This window comes from Actinomyces sp. 432 (assembly GCF_009930875.1).
Classification (GTDB): domain Bacteria; phylum Actinomycetota; class Actinomycetes; order Actinomycetales; family Actinomycetaceae; genus Actinomyces.
In genome coordinates, this window is sequence record NZ_CP025249.1 from 2,600,810 (window position 1) to 2,621,812 (window position 21,003).

Below are 21,003 nucleotides of genomic sequence, written 5' to 3' on the forward strand. Positions count from 1 at the left end.
GCCGTCGTCCCGCAGCGCGTCGCCGCCAGGCAGGTCAGGAGACTGTGAAACCCTGCTGGTTGCCGTAGGTGATGCAGGCCTGTTGCCAGGCGGACAGTCCATCGGCGACCGAGGTGGCGCCCTTGGACTCGTAGGCCTTGCCGACGGAGTCGTTGAAGATGGAGTTGGCGTAGGCCTGGAAGGGCAGGAAGGACCAGCCGTCGGTGACGGCCGCGGCGGACTCGGCGAAGACCTCGTTGGCCTTCTGCCCGCCGAAGTACTCGAACTCAGCGCCCAGGAATTCCTCGCTGGTCAGGTCCGCGGTAGTGGCCGGGAAGGCACCGTTGGCGATTCGGCTGGCGACGCCGGCCTCGGCGTTGGCGTACTCGATGAAGTGGTAGGCCAGGGCCTGCTTGCTGCTGGCGGCGGTTACCGCCAGCGAGGACCCGCCCATCTCCGAGGATGCGGTCTCCCCGCCTTCCAGGCCGGCAGCGGCGCCACCCGCCACTTGCCGGCCCCGGCCTCAACGCCGCCGACGAAGGAGGCCGGCATCCATGCCCCCATGGCGAGGGAGGCGATGGTGCCGTCGCCCAGGCCCCGGTACCACTCATCGGACCAGTCCGCGCACGGGTAGAGCAGTTCCTCCTCGATCAGCGTGGTCCACAGCTCGGCGTACTTCTGCGAGCTCTCCTCGCTGAAGTCGATGCCGACGGTAGTGCCGTCCACCATGTAGGGGCGGGAGCCGGCCTGCCACAGCAGCGACAGCGTCTTGACCGCGTCACCGATGTCATTGGCGATGTACTGCTTGGGGTCGGCAGCATGAATGGCGCGGGCGGCGTCGAGGTACTCCTCCCAGGTGGTAGGTACCTGGACACCCGCCGCGTTGAAGACCTCCTCGTTGTAGAACAGTGCCACCGGGCCGGAGTCCATGGGGAGGCCAAAAATCCCACTGCCTGAGGCGACCGCCGCCCAGGGGCCGGCGGAGTAGGAGGCGGCCAGGTCGGCGGCGCCGAACTGGGTCAGGTCTGCCAGCGACTCGGCCAGGGAGAACTGCGGCAAGGCGTAGTACTCGATCTGCGCGACGTCCGGGATACCCGACCCGGCGGAGACGGCGTTTTGCAGCGCCGTGTACTGCTCGGTGCCGGTGCCGGCGTTTACCAGCTCCACCCTCACGTTCGGGAAGGCCCGCTGGTACTCGGCTACGACGTCGGTCAGGGTGGGCTCCCAGGACCACACAAGCAGTTCGCCACCGGCCTCGGCGGCGGCCGCTGCCGCCGACGGATCGACTTCGGCAGCGGGCTTGGAGTCGTCCCCGGAACCGGAGCAGGCGGCGAGGGTGAGGGCCAGCGCGGAGGCGCCGAGCGCCGACAGCGCGCTGCGGCGGGTGAGATTAGCAGTCATGGTGAAGTCTCTTCTCATGATCGGGGTCAGGCTTCGCGATAGGTGGTGCCGCGGTCAGGAGACCGTGAAGCCCTGCTGGTTTCCGTAGGTGATGCAGGCCTCCTGCCAGGCCGCCAGTCCCTCGGCGATGGTGGTGGAGCCATTACTCGTGTAGGCCTTGCCCACGTGGTCGTTGAAGATGGAGTTGGCGTAGACCTGGAAGGGCAGGTAGGTCCAGCCGGGCAGCACGTCCTTGGCGGCCTGGGACAGGACCTCATTGGCCTTCTGACCGCCGAAGTACTCGAACTCCTTGCCGAGGAACTCCGCGGAGTCGAGCTCCGCCGTCGTGGAGGGGAAGGCGCCGCCGTCGATGCGGATCTGGATGCCGTCCTGGGCGGAGCAGAACTCGACGAAGGAGTAGGCCAGTGCCTGCTTGTCGGAGGCCGCCATGACCGCCAGGGAGGAACCGCCGTTCTCCGCGCAGGCGGGGGTGTCGGCGTCCCACCGGGGCTGGGCGGCGACGCGCCACTTGCCGGAGGCGTTCGGCACGGAGGAGGTGAAGTTGCCGGGCATCCAGGCACCGGTGATCAGCGTGGCGATGGTGCCGTCGCCCAGGGCCTGGAACCACTCGTCGGTCCAGCCGGAGATCGGAGCGAGCAGCCCCTCCTTGATCAGGGTGGTCTGCAGCTCGGAGTACTTCTCCGCCTCGGCGCCGGAGAAGTCGATAGTGACGTCGGTGCCGTCAACCGCGTACGGCTGGGCGCCCGCCTGCCACAGTCCGGACAGGGTCGAGCCCGCATCACCGGTGTCATTGGCGATGTACTTGCTGGGGTCGGCCTCGTGGATCTTGCGGGCGGCGTCCAGGTACTCCTCCCAGGTGGTAGGAACATCGACGCCGAGCTCGTTGAAGACCTCCTCGTTGTAGAACATCGCCATCGGGCCGGAGTCCAGGGGCAGGCCGTAGACGCCCTCACCGGTGTGCACGGAGCTCCACGGCCCCTCGGTGAAGGTGCCCTCGTAGTCGGCGGCGCCGAACTGGGTCAAATCCGCCAGGGACTCGGAGATGGAGAACTGCTGCAGGGCGTAGTACTCGATCTGCGCGACGTCTGGGCCGCCCTTGCCGGCGGAGATGGCGTTCTGGAGGGAGGTGTACTGGTCGGCGGAGGTGCCGACGTTGGTCACGGTGACCTTCACGTTCGGGTACTTCTCCATGAAGGCCTGTGCGCAGGGCTCGATGGTGTTGTCCCAGGCCCACACGAGCAGCTCGCCACCGGCCTCGGCGGCCGATGCGGCGGCGGAGGGATCGGCCGCGGCAGCACCGTCAGAGGGCGAGGAGCCCGAGCCGCAGGCGGCCAGGACCGCCGAAGCGGCGCCGGCAACCGCAACGGCGGAGGTGGCACGCAGGAACATGCGACGATCAATCGTCATGGTGGTTTCCTTTCCAGTTCGCACCCTTGCGGTGCTGGTGGGAGTGTTTGAGTTGGGAGTTGACGTAGCCGAAGGACGCAGGTGTCCGGCTAAGGGGACTGGGAGCGGCGGCGTCATTCCTTGACGCCGCCGGAGGCGAGGCCCGCCTGCCAGAAGCGCTGCAGGCTGAGGAAGGCGGCGATCAGCGGAATAATGGTTAGCAGGGACGCGGTGATGACCAGGTTGAAGATCGCCTGTCCGCCGGCGGTGGCGGCCTGCGCGTTCCAGGCGTTCAGGCCGATGGTGAGCGGATACCAGCTGGCGTCCTTGAGCATGATCAGCGGCAGGAAGTAGTTGTTCCAGGTGGCCACGATCGCGAACAGGGCCACCGTCACGATGCCGGGGCCGAGCAGCGGCAGGGCCACCTGGCGGAAGGTACGAAACTCGCTCGCGCCGTCGATACGGGCGGCCTCAAGCAGCTCGGTGGGAACGGCGTCGCGGGTGAACTGCCACATCAGGTACAGGCCGAAGGGTGAGATCAGCGAGGGGATGATCACCGACCAGGGAGTGTTGGTCAGGCCCAGCTTGGCGAACATGAGGAAGGTCGGGACCGCGAGCGCGGTTCCGGGGACCGCGACGGCGCCGATGACAATGGCGAATACGGCGTTCTTGCCGGGGAAGTCGAACTTGGCCAGGCCGTACCCGGCCAGCACCGAGAGCAGCACGGAGCCGCCGGCGCCCAGGACTACGTACATCAGCGTGTTCAGGAACCAGCGCACGAACTGGCCATCGTTATAGGTCAGCGTCTCGCGGATGTTGTCCCACAGGGCGAAGTCGTGCCCGAACCACAGCCCGAAGGTGGAGAAGAGGTCACCCTGGGTCTTGGTGGAGGAGATGAACAGCCACAGCAGCGGCAGGTAGGTGTAGATCAGCATCAGGCCCATCACGAGCGTCAGCAGCCAGCTCTTGCGCGGGTTCTCGACGTTGTAGCCGCGGTGTGCAACGGCGGCGTTGGCGGTCTTCTTGCTCATGGCTCAGTTCTCCCGGTTCCCGCGCAGCTGGACTAGGTAGGCCACCGCCATGGTGATCAGCCCCATGACGATGGCGACTGTGGCCGAGTAGTTGTACTGCTGGCCCGCGAAGGACAGGTTGTAGGCGTAGTAGTTCGGCGTGTAGTAGGTGGTAATCGCGTTGGGTGCCAGGCTCTGGAGGATCGAGGGCTCGTTGAACAGCTGGAACGAGCCGATGATCGAGAAGATCGTGGCGATTCCCAGGGCGCCGCGCAGGGCGGGAATCTTGATGGCGGTGATGATGCGCCACTCGCTGGCGCCGTCAATGGCCGCAGCCTCGTACAGGCTGTGCGGGATGGTCTTCAGCGAGGAGTAGAAGATCAGCATGTTGTAGCCGACGAACTCCCAGGTGACGATGTTGCCGATCGACACCAGGATCACGTTGGCGCCCAACGGATCGGGGATGCTGACGCCCAGCAGGTCGGACAGCGAGCCGACCAGCCCGAACCGGTTGCCGTAAATGAAGCCCCACATCAGGGCGGCGACCACCGCGGGGACTGCGTAGGGCATGAAGATGGAGATGCGGAAGAAGGCCGTGCCGTAAAGCTTCAGGGAGTCGATCGCCAGCGCGGCCAGTAGTGACAGGGTGAGCATGATCGGCACCTGGATGACCAGGAACAGGGCCACGCGGCGGAATGCCTCCCAGAACTGCGGGTCCGCCAGGAGCTGGGTGTAGTTGTCCAGGCCGACGAACTGGTTGCCGCCAACCATCCGCTTCTGGAACAGGCTCAGGTAGATCGAGTAGAGGATCGGCGCCAGGAAGACGAAGGCGAACACCGTCATGAAGGGGCCCACGAAGCCCCAGCCGGTCCAGCGGCGCTTCGGGCGCCGCTCGGGCACCGTTTTGTGTTGTGCGGCAGCGGGTGCGCCCGCCGGGACGGGAATCGCCGACATCCTTGTCCTTCCGTCTCTGCACTGAGGGGAGTTGAAGTGCACGTGAAATGTTTACGCCAACAGCAGCAACTACGCGGATGGTTGCGCAAACATTGTTAACGAGTGTTAGCGTGGCACATCGTTAAGGCACTGTCAACACGGCCGCGGCCCACTGCGTCAGGAGGTTCCCATGTCAGCCCGGCGTCGTCATCAGGTCTCCATGGCGGATGTCGCGCGGCTGGCCGGCGTCTCCGCACAGACGGTCTCACGCGTGTCCAACGGCTACCAGGGAGTAGTGCCCGAGACCCGCGAGCGGGTGGTAGCAGCCATGCGCGAGCTCGGTTACCGCCCCAATGCCGCCGCCCGCGCACTCAAGCGCGGCAGCTTCCACAACATCGGCGTCGTCATGTTCGACCTGACCGCCACGGGCAATACCTCCACCCTGGCCGCAATCTCCGAGTCCGCCTCGGCCCATGGGTACACCGTCACCCTCATGGCCCCGCAAGCCCGCACCACCGCCTCGGTCTCAGGCGCCTTTGACCGCCTGCAGGAACTATTGGTCGATGGGGTCATCCTGGTGCTGGAGTCAATGCCTGAGGACTCCGAGACCGCCTCCTTGACGATCCCGGACGTCGAGCACCTGGTCGTGGTCGACTCCGCCCTGGGTCCCGATCACGCGGTGGTCGACACCGACCAGGCCGCCGGAACCCGTAGCGCCGTGGAGCATCTTCTGGCGCTCGGGCACGAGACGGTCCACCACATCACCGGTCCCGCCCACTCCTACTCCGCGCAGCGCCGCGAGCGCGCCTGGCGCGAAGTGCTCTCAGAGGCCGGGCGGCGCGTGCCCGAGCCCGCGCACGGGGACTGGTCGGCCGGCTCCGGTTACCGCGCCGCCCGCACGCTGTTGGAGGACCCGACCTGTACCGCCGTATTCTGCGCGAACGACGAGATGTCGCTCGGTCTGCTGCACGCCGCGCAGGACCTGGGCCGACGTGTCCCGGAGGACCTGTCCGTGGTGGGCTTTGACGACATCCCCCTGGCCGCCGACTTCGCTCCCCCACTGACCACGGTGCATCAGGACTTCACCGGCATGGGACGGGCCTGCATGGCCCGCCTGGTGCGAATGATGAGCACTGGCGTGGCCGAGACCGGCCAGGAGCTGGTGCCGACCTCGCTTGTGGTGCGCGCCTCCACGGCGCCTCCGCAGCGATCGTGAAGCCGCGAGCGACCACGGTCGGCCACACGGTCAGCCCCACGGCCCACCACGACCAGCCGCGATCAGCCCCATGAACGGCCATGATCAGCCGCGGTCGGCCGTGGTCGACGCTGAGACCGAGCCGACCACCTGCAACTCTCGCCCCGCATTCGGAAAAAGTGTCCATCTCTCGCCACTTTGACCTGTTGGGGCTCCGCGGGCAGCCGCGCCCCTTCCTGTTTTCCCAGGTCAGCGGCCATGGCCGACGGTACGCGGTGACAAGCCGCGAACCAAAGTGGTGAGAGATGGACACTTTCCCGGCCAATGTGCGTCAGGCGGTGCTACGGCGCTTGCCGACGATGTCCACCGCCACGGCAAGCACCAGCACCAGGCCCTTGATGGCCTGCTGCCAGGCGGAGTCCACGGCCATGATGGACAGCCCCATGTTGAGCACGCCCATAATCAGCGCACCGATGATGGCGCCGGACACCCGGCCCACGCCACCGGATACTGCGGCTCCGCCGATGTAGGCGGCAGCAATGGCGTCCATCTCATACAGGTTGCCGGCGGTGGAGACCGCCGCCCCGGCGCGCGAGGTGGTCACGATGGCTGCCAGCGAGGCCAGGAAGCCCATGTTCACGAACACCAGGAAGTCCACACGCCTGACGTTCACGCCGGACAGGCGGGCTGCCTTGAGGTTGCCGCCGACAGCGTATATGTGACGCCCAAACACGCTCTTGTTCATCACGAAGGAGTAGATGAGGATTACCGCGCCCACGATCACCAGGACGATCGGCGTACCGCCGGCGGAGTAGGCCAGCAGCATGGTGAAGAAGCCGATGGCGGCAGCAAATACGAGCAGGCGCGCCGCCACCACTCCGGCCGGGTCAACGGCTCGTCCTGCGGCACGATTGCGGCGCCTTGCCCGCAGCTGGGTGAGCACCAGTCCCGCAATGGCCAGCAGACCGATGAGGATGGTTACGCCGTCATAGTTCTTCAGGTATCCCAGCCAGGCGGGCAGCGAACCGTTGGCGATGCTGACAAATGCGGGCGGCAGCCCGGAGACGGTGCGCTGGACCAGGACCACGGTGAGCCCGCGGAAGATGAGCATGCTACCCAGGGTCACGATGAAGGCGGGGATCTCCATGATCGCCACCCAGAAGCCCTGCCAGCAGCCGATGAGCAGGCCGATCACGATCGCCACCAGCACCGCCACCGGCCACGGCACCCCGGAGTTGACTACCAGCAGGCCGATGACGCCGCCCACGAATCCGACGATCGAACCGACCGACAGGTCGATGTGCCGGGCGATGATGATCATGACCATGCCGACCGCCAGGATCATCACGTAGGCGTTCTGCTGGATGAGGCTGGCAACGTTGTTGGGCGCCAGCAGCAGCCCACCGGTCAGGACTTGGAAGAAGACGATGATCGCCACCAGCGCGGCCAGGATCCCGTACTGGCGCAGGTTGCGGCCAAGGGAATCGCGCAGCCTCGCCCCGGCAGTGGGCGTGCCCTGCCCGCGCCCGGAGGCGCGCTCAGCCCCGCGCTCCACGCTCGTAATGTCGGTTGGCTGGCTCACTGCCCCGCTCCTTCCTGTTCCGTGCTCGGCGCGGGCCCTTGGCCGGCGGCGTCCTTCTCAATGGTCATTAGCTTCATGAGGTTCTCCTGGGTGGCCTCGGCCCGGGGCATTTGCCCCGTAATCCGGCCTTGGCTCATCGTGTAGACGCGATCGCATATCCCCAGCAGCTCGGGAAGCTCGGAGGAGATGACGAGGATGGCCTTTCCGGAATCGGCCAGTTGGTTGATGATTTGGTAGATCTCGTATTTGGCTCCGACGTCGATGCCACGGGTCGGCTCGTCGAGGATGAGGACGTCGGGGTCTGAGAACATCCACTTGGCCAGGACGACCTTCTGCTGGTTGCCTCCGGACAGGGAGCCGACCGGGGTGGCGAGCGACTCCGTTTTGGTGCGCAGCTCGCGCCGGTAGCGCTCGGCCACCTCCTCCTCCGCGGCGTCGTCGACGATGCCGCGGGAGGAGACCTTGTTCAGGGCGGCGGCCGTGGTGTTGGTCTTGACGTCCTGGATGAGGTTCAGGCCGAGTACCTTGCGGTCCTCGGTGACGTAGGCCAGGCCGTTGTCGATGGCCTGCCGCACGGTGGCGGTGGAGATCTCCTTGCCGTCCTTGTAGACGAGCCCGGAGATGTTGGTACCCCAGGAGCGCCCGAACAGGCTCATGGCCAGTTCCGTGCGGCCGGCCCCCATGAGCCCGGCGAGGCCGACGATCTCTCCGCGGCGCAGGCTCAGGGCGGCGTCGTCGACGACGGCGCGGGCGGTGTCGATGGGGTGGTGAGCGGTCCAGTGCTCGATCCGCAGCACCTCCTCCCCCACATGCGGAGTGTGCTCGGGGAAGCGACTGGACAGCTCGCGCCCCACCATGAGGCGGATGATCTCGTCCTCGCCGATGGTGCCTTCCCCGTGCAGCGGGGCCGTGCCGACGGTGCGGCCGTCACGGATGATGGTAGTACGGTCGGCGACGCCGGCCACCTCCGCCAGCTTGTGGGAGATCATCACCATGGTTATGCCGCGCTCCCGCAGCCCCCACATGAGGTCGAGCAGGTGGGCGGAGTCGTCGTCGTTGAGAGCGGCGGTGGGCTCGTCCAGGATGAGCAGGCGCACGTCCTTGGACAGGGCCTTGGCGATCTCCACCAGCTGCTGCTGGCCGACGCCGAGGTCCGCCACGCGCGTCTGCGGGCGGATGTTCAGGCCGACTTCCCGCAGCAGTTCGGCGGCCGCCTCATTGGTCGCGTCCCAGTCGATGACGCCCCGGCGGGACTTCTCATTGCCCATGAAGATGTTCTCGGCCACGGACAGGTAGGGGCTGAGGGCCAGCTCCTGGTGGATGATGACGATGCCGACGGCCTCGGAGTCGCGGATGGAGCGGAACTGGCGGACCTCGCCGTCGTAGACGATGTCGCCGTCGTAGGTGCCGCGGGGCCACACCCCGGAGAGCACATTCATCAGGGTGGACTTGCCGGCGCCGTTTTCTCCGCAGATGGCCAGGATCTCACCGCGGCGGACCTCCAGGTTGACGTCGTCCAGGGCCTTGAAGTCGCCGAAGGGCTTGGTGATGTGCCGCATCTCGAGGATGATGTCCGCGGACGACGCTACTTCCTGCGCGGGCGCGGAGGCGCGCGGGTTCTTGGGGTCGGCCGCCATTACAGCCCCACCTCGCCGGCGGAGTAGTAGCCGGAGTCGACTAGGATCTCGCGGACGTTTCCGGCGTCTACGGTTACCGGGTCAAGCAGGTAGGAGGGCACTACCAGTTGGCCGTTGTCGTAGGACTCGGTGTCGTTGACCTCGACCTCCTGCCCCTGGGCGATCTGGTCGACCATGGTGGCGCAGCGTTCCCCGAGCAGGCGGGTATCCTTGAAGACCGTCATCGACTGGCGGCCCTTCACAATGTTCGCCACGTTGGCCTGGTCGGCGTCCTGGCCGGTGAGGACCGGCCAGTTGTCATCGTTGTACCCGGCGGACGCCAGGGCCTGGCCGATTCCCAGTGCAATGGCGTCATTAGGGGACAGGATCACGTCGACGCGCCTGGTGGTGGAGTAGAAGGAGTTGAGCCGGTTCTCCATCTCCGACTGAGCGGTGGTGTTGGACCACGCCTGGATACCGATGGACTGCCAGTCGTCCACGCTGGAGGGCAGCTTGCCCGAGGGGCATACCAGCTTGCCCGACTCAATGTAGGGGCTCAGCACGTCCCAGGCGCCCTCGAAGAAGAAGCGGGCGTTGTTGTCATCCGGGGAGCCTGCGAAGGGCTCGAAGTTGAAGGGGCCGGAGGCGTTCTCCAGGTCGAGGGCGTCCACGATGTACTGCCCCTGCATGGCACCGACGTTGTAGTTGTCGAAGGTGACGTAGTAGTCAACCGCCTCGGTATCGCGGATGAGACGGTCGTAGGCGATGATCTTGATCCCGAGTCCGGCGGCACTCTGCAGCACGGGCCCGAGCGCGGAGCCGTCGATGGAGCCGACGACGATCACCGCCGGGGACTTATTGATCATCGTCTGGATCTGGGAGTTCTGCTGCTCGACCTTGTTGTCGGCGAACTGGAGCTCGACGGTGTAGCCAAGGCCCTCAAGGAGAGACTTGAGGTTCTCACCGTCGCGACTCCAACGCTCCAGGTTCTTGGTCGGCATGGAGACGCCAATCAGGGCGCCATCGCCGCCGCCGACGTCGCCGTAGTAGTCGGCCGTTCGCTCCGCGGTGCACGCCGCCAGCAACACTGTCGCCGCCGCGACGGAGCCTCCCGCAATAAACGACCTGCGCGACAAATCCTGCATTGAGGCCTCCTCGCCTCGGGGGTGGGGTATGGATCCTGCGATCCATTTAGTTGCACGCTACCACTTATACGGTGTCGTGACAAGCGTGTGGCAGCGTTGCGCCTCCGCGCACCGCACCACCGCCGCGCGACACAGTCCTCACGGGACTCATTGCTGGGCACCAAACTGGGTAACATCCTGATGACACACCAACTACGACCGAGGAGTTTCTAGTGCGTCACTTTCCAGCTAAGCCCTCGCCTTGCCGCCGCGTAGTGACGTCCATGGCGGCGTTGCTGCTGGCGTGTGGGCCTTTGGTGGCGTGCTCCTCCGACTCGGACGACAACCCCTTGGGTATCGGTACCTTCGACCCCGAGGCAATGGCCTCGGCCAAGGCCTCGGAGTCGGCTGCTGCGGCGGCGGCGTCCGCCTCCGCCGCGGCCTCGGCGGAGGCTGCTGGTGTGGTGACGGCGGAGTCGCTGTCCACGGAGCGGCATGTGATCACATCGATCCCCGAGGACCTGGACGAGCCGCAGACCGAGGTCCTGAGGGCCTTCGTCCACTACGACCAGGTCACCTGGAACATCTGGTTCACCCGCACCGGCATCGAGGACGCCCAACCCCTCATGACCGCGGAGGAGTACCAGGCGTTTACGGACTACTTTGAAGAAAACGCCGCAGGCAGGACCGACGGTACGGTGAGGGTCGCAGTGACCTCGGTGTACTTGACGGCGCCGGATGCTGTGCCGCCAAGAGCGATGGTCGAGGTCTGTGACGACCAGACCGACCTGGTCGACTATGACGCTGACGGCAATGACATCAGCGATCCCGAGACTCTGCAGGTGCGGCGCAATATCCGCGTCACCATGGTGTACGAGGACGGCACCTGGAAGGAAGCCGCCGAGGAACGCCTGTCGATCAACGAGTGCACGGTGTGAACCATGCGACAGAGGTCTCGAAAGCTTTTCGCCGCCCTGAGCGCGGCACTCCTGCTGGTAACTCCACTCGTAACCGCAGCTCTAGCCTGGACCTTCGAGCTGGATGACGACGCTACTGGTACTTCGTCTTCTGGCTCGGTGGTGCAGGGTGGGGATGGTTCGGTGACGATGGCGGTCAGTGTGGAGTCTGTGTCGGCGGCTCCAGACGGGTCTGGTTCCGGTTCTGGTGGTGGGGCGGTGTCGTGGTCGCAGTCGGTGACCACCACGGTGCATCCGGTGTGCTGGTACACGCAGAGTAGTGCTGGCGCGGAGAAGGCGAAGTGGCTGGAGTCTCCGGATGGCGCCGCTGTTCGGCCTGTTCGGCCGCAATAACAACAACGACGACTCGGAGGGGCTGGAGGAGTAGAAGACGCGTTGCTCCGACTGTGGGTCCTGTGTGGACGGTGTCGAGGGCTACTGGTGCGTGGTGCCCTGTTCCTCGGAGCTGGTGGATGGTGGCGGCCTGCACGGCAAGTCCTGCATGAGGTCCCCTCGTCCTGCGTGAGGCTCCCTCTTTTCGGGAGCACGGGCGCGGGCCCGACGCCCCATTTGGTTGGCCGACTAGTACGTTTGGCTTGACGGCAACGGCCCGGCAGGGGCGCCGGCGCTCACGCACAGGGACAGCGGAGGCGCTGAAGCCCGCCTCCGGCGGCCCCGGTCGGGTTGCGCACACGCCGGGGGCGTGCGAGGCTTTGTAACGTCCTGATGACGTTGCCCTTACGTTGGCCAGTACATGCGAGGAGCTGCCCATGCATCATTTCCTGAGTTTCCCGACCGGCTCATCCGGGCTCGGCTCGTCCGGGCTACGCCGCACCGCTGCGGGTGCTGCGGCGCTGCTGCTGGCTTGCGCGCCGGTGGTTGCGTGCTCGCAGGACCCTGGCGGTGGTGCCTCGGGGGTGCCGGCCTATGATCCGGAGGCGGCTGCCTCGGCCAGGGCCTCGGAGTCGGCCGCAGCGGCCCAGGCATCTGCGTCGGCCGCGGCTTCTGCGGAGGCTGCTGGTGTGGTGACGGCGGAGTCGCTGTCCACCGACCGCTACGAAGTCACCTCCATACCCGAGGACCTGGATGAGCAGCAGACCGAGGTGCTCAAGGCCTTCGTCAACTACGACCAGGTGACCTGGGACATCTGGTTCACCGGCACCGGCGTAGAAAACGCCGAACCACTCACCACACCCGAGGCGTATCAGAACCTCAAAGATCACTACGATCCCATTGCGGGGAGACAGTCAGTGGTGGTTTGCGTATAGCAATCATCTCTATAGCTGTTACTGCCCCCGATCTGGCCAGCACGCAGGCTGAAGTAAGGGTCTGTAGCGATCAGGCAGACCTGACTTCATATGACGCATCGGGAACGGAGAATACCGATCCCGAAACACTTCAAGGGCGCTACGAAAGAATCGTGACACTCGTCTATGAGGAGGCAACGTGGCGTACTGCCGACGAACGAACGCTCTCCACAAACGAGTGCTGGGTCTGAATCATGGCGACCAGTCAAAATAACGGCAAGCTCGCCACCGTAATGGTTGTCTCACTTCTGCTTTCCCTTCTGTTGAGTCCTGATGCACCTTCGTATGCCGCAGGAGTTGGAGGGCGAAATAGCGTTGGTTCGTCTTCTGCTGCTTCTGGTTCGGTGTCTGCTGGCGGGGATGGTTCGGTGACGATAGCGGTCAGTGTGGAGTCCGTGTCGGCGGCTGCGGATGGCTCAGCTGGTTCCGGTGGTGGCGCTACGGCGTGGTCGCAGTCGGTGACCACCACGGTGCATCCGGTGTGCTGGTACACGCGGGGCATGTCGGGCGCAGAGACCGCGAAGTGGCTGGAGTCTCCGGATGGCGCCGCGTACGACCTGTTCCACCGCAATAACAACAACGACGACCCGGAGGGGCTGGAGAAGCAGAAGGCGCGTTACTCCGGCTATGAGTCGTATGCGGACGATGAGGAGGGCTACTGGTATGTGGCAACCTGCTCCTCGGCATACATGGCCGACGACGACCCGCGCGACTTCTACGACGTGGTTCAGGACTACGTGGCTTCTCATCCGCCGGTGTGGGTGCCCGCGGGCCAGGCACCCCCAGAACCGGTGATCGATGGGGCGACGTTGGCGCGGGCGGCGTGGGATGCGGTGACGATTCCTACGGCGACGATCGGCTACAACCCCATGGTCGGGGACATGCAGGCCACGATCGTGGGTTGGGACACCTGGATCTGGGCCACCGGCGACACCCCCAAAGAAGTGACTGTCACCGCCACCGCCGGACCCGTGACCGCCACCATCACCGCAACCGCCTCCATGCTCACCCTTCAGCCCAAGGACGGGGTCGCCAAGTGCACCGGCTTCGGCATCCCCTGGAGTGAGGACAACGACGCCAAGGGCACCGACTGCAAGATCGTGTTCAACCGGTCCAGTGCGCACTTCAAGGACAGCGTGACCCCAGTGGATGTGAAGGTGTCCTACGCGATCTCCTACACCGCCACCGACGGCGCTTCGGGCACCATGGACACCCACACCACCAGCACGACCACCACCATCCCGGTAGCCGAGATCCAGACGCTCAACACCAGACCCACCACCGAACCATGAGATAGGGCCCACTTAGGTCAGGCATACACTCGCAGCTACCCCGGAACATCCAATACAACTGTTCGATCTACGAACCTGAAGGAGTATCAAATGGTCGCCAACCTGAAGCGCCAAGCGCTTGAGCGCCTGAGCGAGCACGCGTCAAGAAAGAACGGAGAACTTGGATTCTCCACGAACTCACCGTTCCTAGACCTGTCGCCCTGGGTGCGTTCGCCGGGGCAGAAGTACAGTTCGGCCATCAATTCGTCCGACACCTGGACGGGCCCGCTGGCGAACACCTCCGCCGAAGACACCGAGACCGACATTGACGCGGTCGACAAGATTTTCAGCGATCTGTTGGACGCGATAAACGCGGAGAAAAACTCGCTGCTTGAAGACATCGACGAAACCGACACCGACGCGTATTGGCCATACAAGAGCCAACAGCAATAACAGCACTGCCGGTAACCGGGAAATCAGGGAGAAAGGCCCGCACACTATGGCTGTATTGTATTTGAATCCGGACAAGTTGGCAACCGCAATCCAGGATCTGCGCGACTTCGCCGACGATTGCTCTTCCGCCATAACCAGCATAAACAACAAATGCACAGACGAGCATAACCCCATCGATATTACCGACTTCCGAGTCAGCGCCAACAACGCAATCGGCGCCGTCAACGCCAGGGCCGACCAACTGGCGAAGGCCAAAGACGCGATCGTGGCGGTCAACGACTCCGGCGTCGGCAGTATGACCGCCGACGGGGGCATCAGCTGTGAAGTCCCGGACGGCACCGCCATCAACACTGTTGCGGACTTGACGGCCTGGTCGCATGCCACTATTGACGCCCACGATCTGCAAGCCATTATCGACGGCTCGCCTGGTTCTCAATCCAATGGTCGCACCTATGACCAGGTCATCGCAGCCATACGGGAGCGCTCTGGCGATCCCGCCTATGCGGCCGCACTGGTTAACGCACTCGGCCCGGAAAATCTCACCAGCCTGCCGCTAGAGGTCCAGGAGCACTACACCGTCAGCGATGACACAGGCAAGCATGACCTGAAGCCGCAGGCCGGCACGGAGCTGGCTGAGCTGCTTGGCACTGTGCTGGCCTCGGCCTCGAATACGTGGGACAACCAGACCTGCGAGTCTATGGCAACCACCATCAAGGAGTCCGTTGATGACAATGGCGAGTGGGGGCGCATTACCGTACTGAACGCCATGCTCGGCGGACACGACGCCGACTCCAACCATGTCAATGATCTGGAGTTCAACAGCGCCTTCCTCACTGCCCTGGCAAACAGCCTAGACGACATCGACTGGAACGCCATCAAATCCCGCGCAGAACGCGCCACGGACCCCAACACCGACGGCTACACCGCCCGCTACGACAAGAAGGACCTGGGCCCTTACCTCGACGGCCAGTCCTTCGATCCCCTCGCCGGCGTACTGGACGCCATGGGCAACAACCCCAAAGCCGCCCTCGACTATCTGGCCAAGGCCTCCGAGAGCGGCGACGGGGCTGACATGACACTAGTGGAGGAGCTGTCCAAGCGCGGCTGGGATGAGCAGGGATTCGCCGGCTTCGCCGCAGCCTTGGCCGCCGCCTCCAGCCAACGTCCCTCAGATGACCCGACCACACGCAAGCGCGCCGACAACGTGGCCGGATACGGCATCCATTATCTGGTCGCCAACACAGATGAGGAAATCTACAACGACGACGCAAAGGCCCGCATCGCCCTGCTCCTGGCCAACTGCCCCGCAGAATTGACAACGGCATGGAACGGTGACTCAGCCCTGACTGACCCAAATACACATGACCGATTCCCGGCCGCCACGGCCGCGGATCTTAATGCCCTGGGATACCGGGTCGCCGACTCCTGCGACGCAACCGCAACCATAGCCGCCCAACTCGCACAATATGCCCACGACCGAGCACAACAAGACACGGCCAATCACGCCGGTGACCCCGATACACAAATCGCTGACATCAACACAGCATACGATGAGGCGACCGTGGCTGCAGGATATCTTGCGGGGCTTGCGGACAAGAAGGCAAACGACATCAACTCCAAAGCCCAGAATACGGCGGACAACCACAGTGAGGCCGCCAAGACCGCGCTCAGCGTGCTCAGCACGGTCGCCGGTGCCGGATTCGGCGCAGTTGGCGGGCCTCCAACCATGGTCGCCGGCGCGTCCACCGGATACTCTGTAGCCGCTACACTGCTGGCACCCGTGGTGGAGTACGACGCCGCCCAGGTCGATTCCGCCGCTCCAAGCGGAATGGACAAGGGCCTGCGGGCAGCCGCCATTCAGGATGCGGCTAATGCGGGGCTGCTGAACCCCGAGGACTACACCATCACCGGGGACAGCAGTAAGACCTACACCTGGATCGTCACCAACCCCGACGGCACCCACACCATCGACCTATCAAAAGCCGACGACCCCACCATGGCCCCAGGCGAGGTCTCCGCATGGGTACGAATGGTGGAAGCAGCCACCGGAGACTACGTGTTCAATGACATCACCAACGACTTCAACGGCAGTTACACGTCTGGCTATGACAAGGGGAGCAAGTACGGTGGCTGACTCACGCGTGGTGGCTAGGCTGTGTCAGCCCGGGTGGGGTCCTGGGCACCGTCTCCGTCTTGGGGTGTCCGCGGCGGTGTTGGCTGTTGGGCTAGTGCTGTCGGGGTGTGCTGCCGGCACGGGCGCGGTGACGGGGGCGTCTGGGACTTCCGTCTCCGCTGATGCCGCGGACATGGTTTCCTCTGGTGGGCGGGCGGCGCAGGAGCTCTCGGACGCGGCCCGCGGCGCCGGCACCGGGGGTGTCGGGGTGGGGGACCTGGTTCAGGCCGCCGCCCCGCATGCCGGCGATCCGGTGTGGGCCAATGACTTCATCACCGCCCTGGGGCCAGGCAACCTGGCCGGCCTTCCCCTGGCCGGCGCCGTACCCGACGGCCAGGCACTCGCCCACCTGCTCGGCCGGATCCTCGCGACGGCATCCACCACCTGGGACGAAGAAACCTGTGAATCCATGGCCACGACTATCAAGGAGTCCGTCGATGGCAAGGGCGAGTGGGGGCGCATCACCGCCCTCAACGCGATCTTGACGGCCCCCACCAGCACGCAAGCCGACACCACCGCCACCCAGCCAGTCGGCACCGCCGGCGGTAAGGAGGCCGGCAGCGCCACAGGTGCTGAAAGCGGCTTCGCCCCCGGGTTCCTGACCGCCCTGGCCGACGAGCTGGCGGGCATAGACCCCGCCACGATCCACCGCTACCGCGGCTACGCCAACACCAGCTACCCCGACCTGACACACTTCGGCAAACGGGCCATCGGCGGCTACCTGACCGGCTACTCCTTCGACCCCCTGACCGGAGTACTGGAAGCCATCGCCGCACACCCCCAAACCGCCCTGGACTACCTCACCAACACCGCCGATCTGTCGCGCTTCGACCAGCTGTCCCAGCGCCAGTGGGACCAGGCCGGCCTAGCCGCCTACACCACCGCCATCGCCGCAGCCACAACCCTGCGCACCAGCACCAACACCGATGTCCGGCACCGGGCCGACCAGCTCGCCGGCCAAGCCATAACGTATCTGGCCACCAGCACCGCCGAGGACCAGTACACCCCCGCCACCGAGACCGCCATCGCCAACCTGCTGGCCAACAGCCCCGCCGAGGTCACCTGCGCCTTGAACCAGGACAACCTCTACAAGTCCTGGAGCACCTCCACCTGCGACTACGGAGACATCTGGTTCGAACGCCAGCCCTCCATCTACGAACCCGTCGACCCCACCCCAATCACCACCCTGGCCTGGCGCATCACCGACACCCCCGAAACCACCAGCACCATCGCCAACGCCCTAGCCCGTCACGCACACACCCAAGCACAAACCAACCTCACCAACACCACCAGCCCCACACCCGGCACCATCAATGATGACTATGACCCTAGAGTCGACGCCATCAACATCCCCTACCAACGAGCCGTCTACGCCATCAGCTACCTCGCCGGCCTCACCGAGAACAAAACTGCCACCAGCACCTACAACCACGCCCTCATCACCGGCCACACCACAGACGAAAACCAACTATTCGCCATGGCCATCCAGGACGCCGCGAACGCCGACCTGCTGGACCCCGAGGACTACACCATCACCGGGGACAGCAGTAAGACCTACACCTGGATCGTCACCAGACCCGACGGCACCTACACCATCGACCTATCAAAAGCCGACGACCCCACCATGGCCCCGGGTGAGATGTCAGCATGGGTACGAATGGTGGAAGCAGCTACCGGAGACTACGTGTTCAAAGACATCACCGACGACTTCGGCAACGGCTACATGCATGGTCACCGATCCGGGAGCGCTTACGCTGCGGAGTCATGACTGCTCAGGCCCGCATAAGCCAAGAGGCTGTCATTCCGACCGTTCAATCGCCCCGCTGCGATTCCGCCACAATGGCCGCAGCGGCATCATAGGCGGCGCGCACCTCGGGCTGAGGCGCGGCGGTCAGGTGCTCAACCGGGCCGAGTTCCCACGTGGGCGGCTCCTCGCCCCCGGCGAGCACCCAGGCGGCCTGCTTGGCGGCGCCGTTGGCTACGTACTCGCCGGGCTCGGGCACGTCCACCGGGACGCCGAGCACGGCCGGGGCGAGCTCACGCGCACAGGCCCACTTCACTCCCCCGCCCACGAGCGTGACGGCGTCGACCTCGACCCCCTGGCCGCGCACCGCATCCATGCCGGCCCCCATCAGGCACAGCAGCCCCTCGACGGCGGCGCGCGCATAGTTCGCGGGAGTCAGCGAAGTCAGCGTCATGCCGGTGAGCATGCCAGTGGCCTCAGGCAGGTTCGGGGTGCGCTCCCCCTCCAGGTACGGCACGTGCACCAGCCCGGCGGCACCCGGCTCGGCAGACAATGCGAGCCGGTCGAACTCGTCGTACGAGACTCCCAGCACCTGCTTGGCGGCATCCAGGATGCGGGCGGCGTTCAGCGTGCAGGCCAGCGGCAGGAAGGCGCCGGTGGCGTCGGCAAAACCGGTGACCAGCCCGGAGGCGTCGTGAGTGGGAGTTGCCGAGACCGCGGCAACCACGCCGGAGGTACCCAGGGACACGCTGGTAGCGCCCGGGCGCAGGCCGAGTCCGAGGGCGGCGCCGGCATTGTCGCCGCAGCCGGGACCGAGCACCAGGTGGCTCAGATCCCGCTGGCCGCCAGACGGCGCGGTGAAGACCCCGCCGCGGCCGGCCTCCTCGTGTGGGCCGACTACGCGCGGCAATACGATACCTGCGACCTCGCCCTCACTACGGTGCAAGGCGAGCGCGAGCAGGTCGCGGCGATAGCTGTTGGCCACGGAGTCGAAGTAGCCCGTGCCCGAGGCGTCCGAGCGGTCGGTGACCAGGGTGTCCAGCGAGGTGGCGCCGGACAGCTTCCAGGTGAGCCAGTCGTGCGGCAGGCAGATGGCTGCGATGCGGGCGGCATTCTCGGGCTCGTGGTCGGCCAGCCAGCGCAGCTTGGTGATGGTCAGGGAGGCCACGAGCACCGAGCCGACGGCGTCGGCCCAGGCCTTGGCCCCGGCCGCCTCATCGCCGTCGCCAAGCTCACGGATCAGGTCGCGGGCGGCGCCGGCGCTGCGGGTGTCGTTCCACAGGAGAGCGGGGCGGATCACCTCACCGTCGGCGTCGAGCACCACCATGCCGTGCTGCTGGCCGCCCACGCTCAGGGCGGCGACGTCGTCAAGCCCGCCGACGGCGTCGATCACCTCATTGAGCGCGGCCCACCAGTGGTCCGGGTGGACCTCGGAGCCGTCCGGGTGCGAGGCCTTCGCCTCACGGACCAAGGCGCCGGTGGCGGCGTCACGGACAACTAGCTTGCAGGACTGCGTCGAGGAGTCGACGCCGGCGACCAGAGGCATGAATTTCCTTCCGCGTTGAAGGCCGGCCGTGGACGGTTGCCCAGCCCACGGCCGACCACTGATTGATCTTCGGATTCGGTTGGATTGTGTACGAGCGGCGGTCAGCTGATCAGGTGCTGAACGGCCTTCTCGTGCAAGTTGACGAAGTGGTAGTCGCGGGCTGCGGCCGCCTCGGCGTCGAAGTCCTCGTAGGCGCTGCGGTCGGCGAGCAGGTCGGCGATCGTCTCCCCCTCGGCCAGGGTCGGCTCGGCCAGCTCATAAATCCCGGACAGCTTCAGGGCCTCCTGTACCTCCGGGTCGGCGCGGAAGGCGCGGGCCTTGTCCGCCAGCTGGATGAACATCTCCATATTGGCGGCCGCGGACTCCCACACGCCCTCAATGCCGTCGGTGCGGGAGGGCTTGTAGTCGAAGTGGATCGGCCCGTCGTAGCGGGGGCCGCCGCTGGGGAAGCCGTTGACCAGCAGGTCCACGGTGAAGAAGGCACTGAGCAGGTCGCCGTGCCCGAAGACCAGGTCCTGGTCATACTTCAGGCCCTTCTGGCCGTTGAGGTCGATGTGGAAGAGCTTGCCGGCGTTCAGCGCCTGCGCCAGGGCGTGGGTGTAGTTCAGGCCCGCCATCTGCTCGTGGCCCACCTCGGGGTTCAGGCCGACAATGTCACCGTTGTCCAGCTCGGCGATCAGCGCCAGGGCGTGGCCGACGGTGGGCAGGAAGATGTCACCGCGGGGCTCGTTCGGCTTCGGCTCCAGGCCGATGCGCAGGTTGTAGCCCTGGTCCTTGATGTACTGGGCGACCGTGTCCAGGCCCTCCTTGTAGCGGTCGAAGACGGCGCCCAGGTCCTTGGAGGAGTCGTACTCAGCACCCTCGCGGCCACCCCACATGACGAACGTGGTGGCGCCGAGCTCGGCCGCCAGGTCCACGTTGCGCAGGATCTTGCGCAGGCCGAAGCGGCGGATGGAGCGGTCGTTGTTGGTCAGGCCACCGTCCTTGAAGATCGGGTGGGTGAAGGTATTGGTGGTGACCATCTCGATGGTCAGGCCCGTGGCGTCCACCGTGTCCTTGAGCTTACTGACGATCTTCGCCCGCTCGGCGTCAGTGGCATCGAAGGGGAAGACGTCATTGTCGTGGAAAGTTATGCCCCAGGCGCCAAGTTCGGCGAGCTTCTCGGCATACTCCCAGGGCTTGAGCGCGGTGCGGGTGGTGTCCCCAAAGGGGTCGGCCGCCAGCCAGCCGACGGTCCACAGGCCGAATGAGAACTTGTCTTCCTTGGTGGGCTTACGAACCATGGTTCCTCCTCGAGCCGGATTTGTTCGCTGACGCAACTATGGCA

Annotated in this window: 17 protein-coding genes; 7 read left to right on the forward strand and 10 right to left on the reverse strand. The window is 65.5% G+C overall.

Annotated features, from left to right (window positions below; all coding sequences use genetic code 11):
- Positions 1–34: 34 nt before the first annotated feature.
- From CWT12_RS13510 to CWT12_RS10925, 5 genes are all read right to left on the reverse strand, one after another.
- On the reverse strand, positions 35–433 hold the full coding sequence (locus tag CWT12_RS13510; protein ID WP_202616206.1) for a hypothetical protein: 399 nt from the start codon (positions 431–433) through the stop codon (positions 35–37).
- Positions 409–1,380, reverse strand: a complete 972-nt coding sequence (locus CWT12_RS10910) for an ABC transporter substrate-binding protein (RefSeq protein WP_202616207.1) — start codon at positions 1,378–1,380, stop codon at positions 409–411. The genes CWT12_RS13510 and CWT12_RS10910 overlap by 25 nt, the downstream gene beginning before the upstream one ends.
- Before the next feature lie 54 nt (positions 1,381–1,434).
- Positions 1,435–2,787 (reverse strand): extracellular solute-binding protein, encoded by a 1,353-nt coding sequence (locus tag CWT12_RS10915; protein WP_161924815.1) that lies wholly within the window; start codon positions 2,785–2,787, stop codon positions 1,435–1,437.
- Between the two features lie 113 nt (positions 2,788–2,900).
- Positions 2,901–3,797: a carbohydrate ABC transporter permease gene (locus CWT12_RS10920; RefSeq protein ID WP_161924816.1), complete on the reverse strand. Its 897-nt coding sequence runs from the start codon at positions 3,795–3,797 to the stop codon at positions 2,901–2,903.
- A gap of 3 nt (positions 3,798–3,800) precedes the next feature.
- Positions 3,801–4,730 (reverse strand): carbohydrate ABC transporter permease, encoded by a 930-nt coding sequence (locus CWT12_RS10925; RefSeq protein WP_161924817.1) that lies wholly within the window; start codon positions 4,728–4,730, stop codon positions 3,801–3,803.
- A 169-nt stretch (positions 4,731–4,899) separates the two neighbouring features.
- Here CWT12_RS10925 and CWT12_RS10930 point away from each other — a divergent pair, with 169 nt between their 5' ends.
- Entirely contained in the window at positions 4,900–5,925 is a 1,026-nt protein-coding gene (locus CWT12_RS10930; RefSeq protein ID WP_161924818.1) for a LacI family DNA-binding transcriptional regulator, read from the forward strand.
- Positions 5,926–6,235: 310 nt separating this feature from the next.
- Here CWT12_RS10930 and mmsB read toward each other — a convergent pair whose 3' ends face one another.
- From mmsB to chvE, 3 genes are all read right to left on the reverse strand, one after another.
- Entirely contained in the window at positions 6,236–7,486 is a 1,251-nt protein-coding gene (gene mmsB, locus CWT12_RS10935; RefSeq protein WP_237564162.1) for a multiple monosaccharide ABC transporter permease, read from the reverse strand.
- Positions 7,483–9,045: a multiple monosaccharide ABC transporter ATP-binding protein gene (gene mmsA, locus CWT12_RS10940; protein ID WP_272927780.1), complete on the reverse strand. Its 1,563-nt coding sequence runs from the start codon at positions 9,043–9,045 to the stop codon at positions 7,483–7,485. Before mmsA ends, mmsB begins: the two co-directional genes overlap by 4 nt.
- 77 nt (positions 9,046–9,122) lie before the next feature.
- A complete protein-coding gene (gene chvE / locus CWT12_RS10945) occupies positions 9,123–10,247 on the reverse strand; it encodes a multiple monosaccharide ABC transporter substrate-binding protein (protein WP_161924820.1) in 1,125 nt (374 codons plus the stop codon).
- Between the two features lie 212 nt (positions 10,248–10,459).
- On the opposite strand from chvE, the gene CWT12_RS10950 reads away from it, so the two are divergent.
- The 6 genes from CWT12_RS10950 (at position 10,460) to CWT12_RS10975 (ending at position 18,154) form a co-directional block, all read left to right on the forward strand.
- Positions 10,460–11,164: a hypothetical protein gene (locus CWT12_RS10950; RefSeq protein WP_161924821.1), complete on the forward strand. Its 705-nt coding sequence runs from the start codon at positions 10,460–10,462 to the stop codon at positions 11,162–11,164.
- A gap of 788 nt (positions 11,165–11,952) precedes the next feature.
- The gene (locus CWT12_RS10955) at positions 11,953–12,450 is read left to right on the forward strand and encodes a hypothetical protein (RefSeq protein WP_161924822.1); all 498 of its coding nucleotides are present in this window, start codon (positions 11,953–11,955) and stop codon (positions 12,448–12,450) included.
- 539 nt (positions 12,451–12,989) lie between these two features.
- Entirely contained in the window at positions 12,990–13,781 is a 792-nt protein-coding gene (locus CWT12_RS14110; protein ID WP_237564163.1) for a hypothetical protein, read from the forward strand.
- A gap of 90 nt (positions 13,782–13,871) precedes the next feature.
- Positions 13,872–14,213 (forward strand): hypothetical protein, encoded by a 342-nt coding sequence (locus CWT12_RS10965; RefSeq protein WP_161924823.1) that lies wholly within the window; start codon positions 13,872–13,874, stop codon positions 14,211–14,213.
- On the forward strand, positions 14,152–16,347 hold the full coding sequence (locus CWT12_RS10970) for a DUF6571 family protein (protein WP_161924824.1): 2,196 nt from the start codon (positions 14,152–14,154) through the stop codon (positions 16,345–16,347). Before CWT12_RS10965 ends, CWT12_RS10970 begins: the two co-directional genes overlap by 62 nt.
- Positions 16,319–18,154, forward strand: coding sequence for a DUF6571 family protein (locus CWT12_RS10975; protein ID WP_337247889.1), 1,836 nt, complete (start codon positions 16,319–16,321; stop codon positions 18,152–18,154). Before CWT12_RS10970 ends, CWT12_RS10975 begins: the two co-directional genes overlap by 29 nt.
- A gap of 43 nt (positions 18,155–18,197) precedes the next feature.
- Here CWT12_RS10975 and CWT12_RS10980 read toward each other — a convergent pair whose 3' ends face one another.
- Positions 18,198–19,676, reverse strand: a complete 1,479-nt coding sequence (locus tag CWT12_RS10980) for a xylulokinase (RefSeq protein WP_161924826.1) — start codon at positions 19,674–19,676, stop codon at positions 18,198–18,200.
- 101 nt (positions 19,677–19,777) lie between these two features.
- Complete coding sequence (gene xylA / locus CWT12_RS10985) at positions 19,778–20,959, reverse strand: xylose isomerase (RefSeq protein WP_161924827.1); 1,182 nt, start codon at positions 20,957–20,959, stop codon at positions 19,778–19,780.
- Positions 20,960–21,003: the final 44 nt, after the last annotated feature.